Source organism: Agrobacterium sp., assembly GCF_032092815.1.
Lineage (GTDB): Bacteria > Pseudomonadota > Alphaproteobacteria > Rhizobiales > Rhizobiaceae > Agrobacterium.
The window spans coordinates 1-4,498 of sequence record NZ_DAMDBP010000093.1 but is presented as its reverse complement, the minus strand read 5'-3'; the positions used below and the strand labels follow the sequence as shown (position 1 = coordinate 4,498).

Genomic DNA, 4,498 nt, shown 5'->3' with positions numbered 1-4,498 from the left:
CCCGACACGCGGATTATGATTCCGCTGCTCTAACCACCTGAGCTACCCCGCCACAAGGAACGACGACTTTGTTTCAAGTCTTTGTTCCGTTAGGATGAGCGGCTTATAAAGTGCCGCTCCCTTTTATGTCAAGCGCAAGATTTGCAATTTTCTCAGCTTTCGACAAGCCTGTGAATATTGCAGGATTTTACGCGGCAACCGAGCCTTCCAGCAACGTCTTCAAAGACATTTCTGCTTCAGCTGAACGTTCGGAACGGCCAATGAAACCGCCGCCATATACACGGGCATCGGCACCCGGCGCAGAATAGAGTACGCAAGCCTGCCCCGGCGCCACGCCTGCTTCGCCGACCATGAGGTCGACATAGCAGCCGCTACCGTCAAAATGGACAACTGCTTCTGCTGGCGGACGTGTCGAGCGGACCTTGGCAAAACACCGGAAACCATTTGCCGCATCTTCTTCCAGCGATCTGTCACCCAGCCAGTTGATGTCACGCAGATAAACACGGTGTGTTTCCAGCGCTTCCTTCGGGCCAACAATCACCCGTTTGCCGCGCGCATCCAGATGCACGACGTAAAGCGGCTCACCAGTTGCAACGCCGATACCGCGACGCTGACCGATCGTGTAATTGACGATGCCTTCGTGACGACCCAGCACACGTCCATCGAGATGGACGATATCACCCGACAGCGCTGCATTCGGCTTCAGCTTGTTGATGACATCGGTATATTTGCCCTGTGGCACAAAACAGATGTCCTGACTGTCCGCCTTCTTGGCAACAACAAGGCCCATTTCTTCCGCCAGTTCGCGGGTCTGCGCCTTGGAAAGGCCACCAAGCGGAAAACGCAGGTAATCGATCTGCTCCTGCGTGGTCGCAAACAGGAACCAGCTCTGGTCGCGATCACTGTCAATCGGCCGGAAAAGCGCACGACGATTGGGGTGACCGGGCATAGGATTATGCCGCGAGCGGATATAATGGCCGGTTGCCAGCGCGTCAGCACCCAGTTCCTGCGCAGTCGCCAGCAGATCGGCAAACTTCACAGTCTGGTTGCAGGCAACGCACGGAATGGGAGTTTCACCCATGGCATAACTTTCCGCAAACGGGTTGATCACCGTTTCACGAAACCGTGCTTCGTAATCGAGCACGTAATGCGGAATACCAAGCGTTTCACAAACGCGGCGTGCATCGTCAATATCCTGACCCGCACAGCAGGATCCGGCGCGGTGTACAGCTGCGCCATGGTCATAGAGCTGCAAGGTGATGCCGAGGACATCATAGCCCTCACGCTTGAGGATACCCGCCACCACGGAGGAATCCACACCGCCGGACATGGCGACAACAACGCGTGTGTCTTCCGGCTTCTTGTCAAAGTCGAGTGTATTCAAGTTTTTGTCCAATCGTCAGCCATACCGGGGGTCAAGGCCCCGGCGCCTGTCGTTCAAGTCCCCAAAACATGCCGCAGAGCGACTTGGCGCTCAAGGGGCATGACTTCGGGAATTTTGAGGCAGCATATAAAGAGTATCGCGCCCGCAAACAAGTACAGGGCGGGAAACCCGCCCTGCCCTGAAAGCATATCTCTTGATTGTCGTTAAAATCAGGCGGGCGCCTTGGTTCCACCAATCCACTTGTCGCGTTCACGCCACAATGCGGGCAGAGCAAGCAGTGCGATGCCGACGATGGCAATCATTGTCTTTTCCAGCTGCGACAGCTCCGACGTACGACCATCCATGTAATAAACGCCGTAAACGATAGCGACATGCCAGACATAGACCTGCAAGGAATGGCGACCCAGCAACTGCAGGAACTTCAGCGACAGCACCCAGATCACGCCGTTGGCAATGCGACGCACAATCTGGCTGTGATGTTTTGGACCGGCAATCAGCAGCCATGTCAGGCCAACGCCAACCGCGATGAAGTTGATCAGATAGACCGGGCCAAAGTCGGCACGGATTTCCATCGTCGCAAACTTGCCAATCACATAGTCAGGCATCAGACCCCAGGCCGTCGCAATACGCAGTGGCATGAAAAACAGGCAGACCAGCAGCGCAACCTTCGGGATCCAGCTATTTTCCGGCGAGAAGATCTTCTTCCATTCGATCTTGTTCTGGGCGGTCATTGCACCCATCACCAGAGCCGAGAAAAACACGATCTGCCAACCCAGCATATTGAAGCTGACACGGATCCCCTGGTCGTCCGGGCCTTTGACAAGTTCATGCAGTGGCGTGGTGATGACCTTCTGCAAACCAAGCTGGCCAGCCATCCACACAAGCACCGAACCCACCATCACATAAGCCCACTTGCCATCAAGGCACAGCTTGATCAGCACAGGCGCAAACAGCATGTAGACGATGTACTGCGGCAGGATGTCCATGAAAGTTGGCTGGAACACGAAGGTCGCAATGGCAGCCAAACGCAGCGGATCATCGAACGATGTCGCGCCAATCCAGTTGTACCAGACGTAAGATGCATGTGGCAGCACCAGTGTGACCGCCAGAACGGCAATCACCAGACCCATGGCATATTTGTAAAGCTCCATGGAGCGGTTCCAGATAGCCTGACGCCCGGTCTCGTAACCGTATTTCATCATCTTGCGGGCATAGACCAGACCGATCAACAGACCGGACAGGAACACAAAACCCTGCGCATCTTCCACAAAGGCGAACTGGCGGTGGTTGACTTCAACCAGCCAATAACCACCAACAAACACGAGGTGGTTGATCAGCATGAACACAAGAAAGTAACCGCGCATCCCGTCGATCAGGTCAAAGCGTTTCATCTCGATAGCTCTCCATTCTCTTAAGGACCGCGCATCGCCCGGTCTTGTTTACGAACCTCCGGCATCGGTCTGACAACGCGCATTTCGCCAAGCGGTTCCGCAAAAAGCAGCCATCGCAGCAGTGGCGCGATCACGTTTTTGCAAGTGCACAATGGTTACGAAGGTGCCGCTGAATGGTGGATGAACGAAAAAGGGCAATAATGTGAATGTGATGTACACAACAGCGGCAAACACCAGCACAGATTGCAACACATCCATGAATCACCGGAAAATTTCGATTTTTTACACGTAGAAATAAAGAAACGCCGCAGTGTGTTGCAACACTGCGGCGTCTCCAAATTCTTGGATTAAGCTGTATGCGGCTCAGGAAGCAGACTGGATGGCAGACACCTGCCACTCGGATCCTTCGCGGCGCACAAAAGTCCACAGCTCGGTCGATTCGGTTGCCTGGGTCTCATCGCCCTCGATAACCTTGCCTGTCGTGCGGTCGCGCATCACGTCAATACGCGAGTACAGCATGGCCACAGTCGCATAGTCACGACCTTCTTCATGCCAGGCTTCTGCGAGGTCACCCTGCAGCAGATGAACGTCGCGGACGTCGTTCTTCACGCCGCTGGTCGCGTTGTCGCTCAGTTCTTCAGCCAGGTAGGACATGGCTTCCGGCGTGGTAAGCTTGCGAAGTGCAGCATAGTCTTCTGCAGCATAGGCAGCCTGCACGTCTTTCAGCATCTGCTCGAACTGGCCGAGATCTTCACCGGTGATACCGATTTCATCGCCCTCAGACATGGCATTGGCATGCGGTACTGGCTTTGCTGCGGCTACAGGGGCAGCGGCGGCTGTCGCACCAGACAGGGAACCCATCTGCGGGATCTTGAAGCCGCCCTGGCCTGTCGGCGGGTTGGACAAACCGGAATAGTTGCTACGCTGCGACTGGGCACCGGCGTAAGCAGGCTGCTGCTGACGGCGCGATGCGAAGAAACGCATGGCCAACATCACCAGCACACCGATCAGAGCGACCTGCAGCAACATGCCGAAGAAACCGGCCATGCCACCAAAACCGCCGCCCATCAGCATACCGAACAGACCACCCATCAACAGGCCGCCCATCAAGCCGCCAGCCATACCGCCAAACAGACCACGGTTCTGCTGTGGCTGCTGTGCGTTGGCCGGACGTGTCTGCACAGCACCAGGAGCCGCCTGACTTGGGGACGTGTTTGGCGTCATGCTGCGGTTAATCGGTGCAGCTTGACCCGGTGCAGTGTTGGTTGCAGGTGGGGCAGAGAATGTACGCGTTCCACGGCTGCCGAAACCACCGCCAGCGCGACGAGCCTCAGCCATATCCACAGCCACGAATGAAACAGCAATTCCCAGAGCGGCAACCGCAAACAAACCTTTAAAGCGCCGAACGGCAGCAAACATCGTCTTCTCCTGTTGTGCCGCCCTCCCATGAGCGGCTTATCGTCGGAGCATATAGCAACTCTGGATGATCATTTTTAGTGCCTAATTATAAAATTTTTCGTGATAAACAACCCTTGATTGCGACCATCAATGATGCACAAAAAACCCGGCACTGGATTGCTCCAGTACCGGGCCTCTATTGTCCCCTTGGGAGGAACGATATTACTCGACGTTGAACGCCAGCGACTTGACCTGGCGGATGGCCGGGTTGGCGCGAAGCTTGTCCAGAACGGTTTCCGAAACAGGGCCGTCCACATAGAGAAGC

Annotated in this window: 3 protein-coding genes; all 3 read right to left on the bottom strand. The window is 55.5% G+C overall.

Annotated elements, in window-relative coordinates:
- Nucleotides 1-187: 187 nt before the first annotated feature.
- The 3 genes from mnmA to RT613_RS23725 all read right to left on the bottom strand — a co-directional run bounded on the left by mnmA (nucleotide 188) and on the right by RT613_RS23725 (nucleotide 4,194).
- A complete protein-coding gene (gene mnmA, locus RT613_RS23735; protein WP_313618820.1) occupies nucleotides 188-1,384 on the bottom strand; it encodes a tRNA 2-thiouridine(34) synthase MnmA in 1,197 nt (398 codons plus the stop codon).
- Nucleotides 1,385-1,593: 209 nt separating this feature from the next.
- Nucleotides 1,594-2,775 carry an OpgC family protein gene (locus RT613_RS23730; RefSeq protein ID WP_313618819.1) on the bottom strand — a complete coding sequence of 394 codons (1,182 nt, stop codon included), beginning with the start codon at nucleotides 2,773-2,775 and terminating at the stop codon, nucleotides 1,594-1,596.
- 363 nt (nucleotides 2,776-3,138) lie between these two features.
- Nucleotides 3,139-4,194 (bottom strand): Tim44 domain-containing protein, encoded by a 1,056-nt coding sequence (locus RT613_RS23725; protein ID WP_313618818.1) that lies wholly within the window; start codon nucleotides 4,192-4,194, stop codon nucleotides 3,139-3,141.
- Nucleotides 4,195-4,498 lie beyond the last annotated feature (304 nt).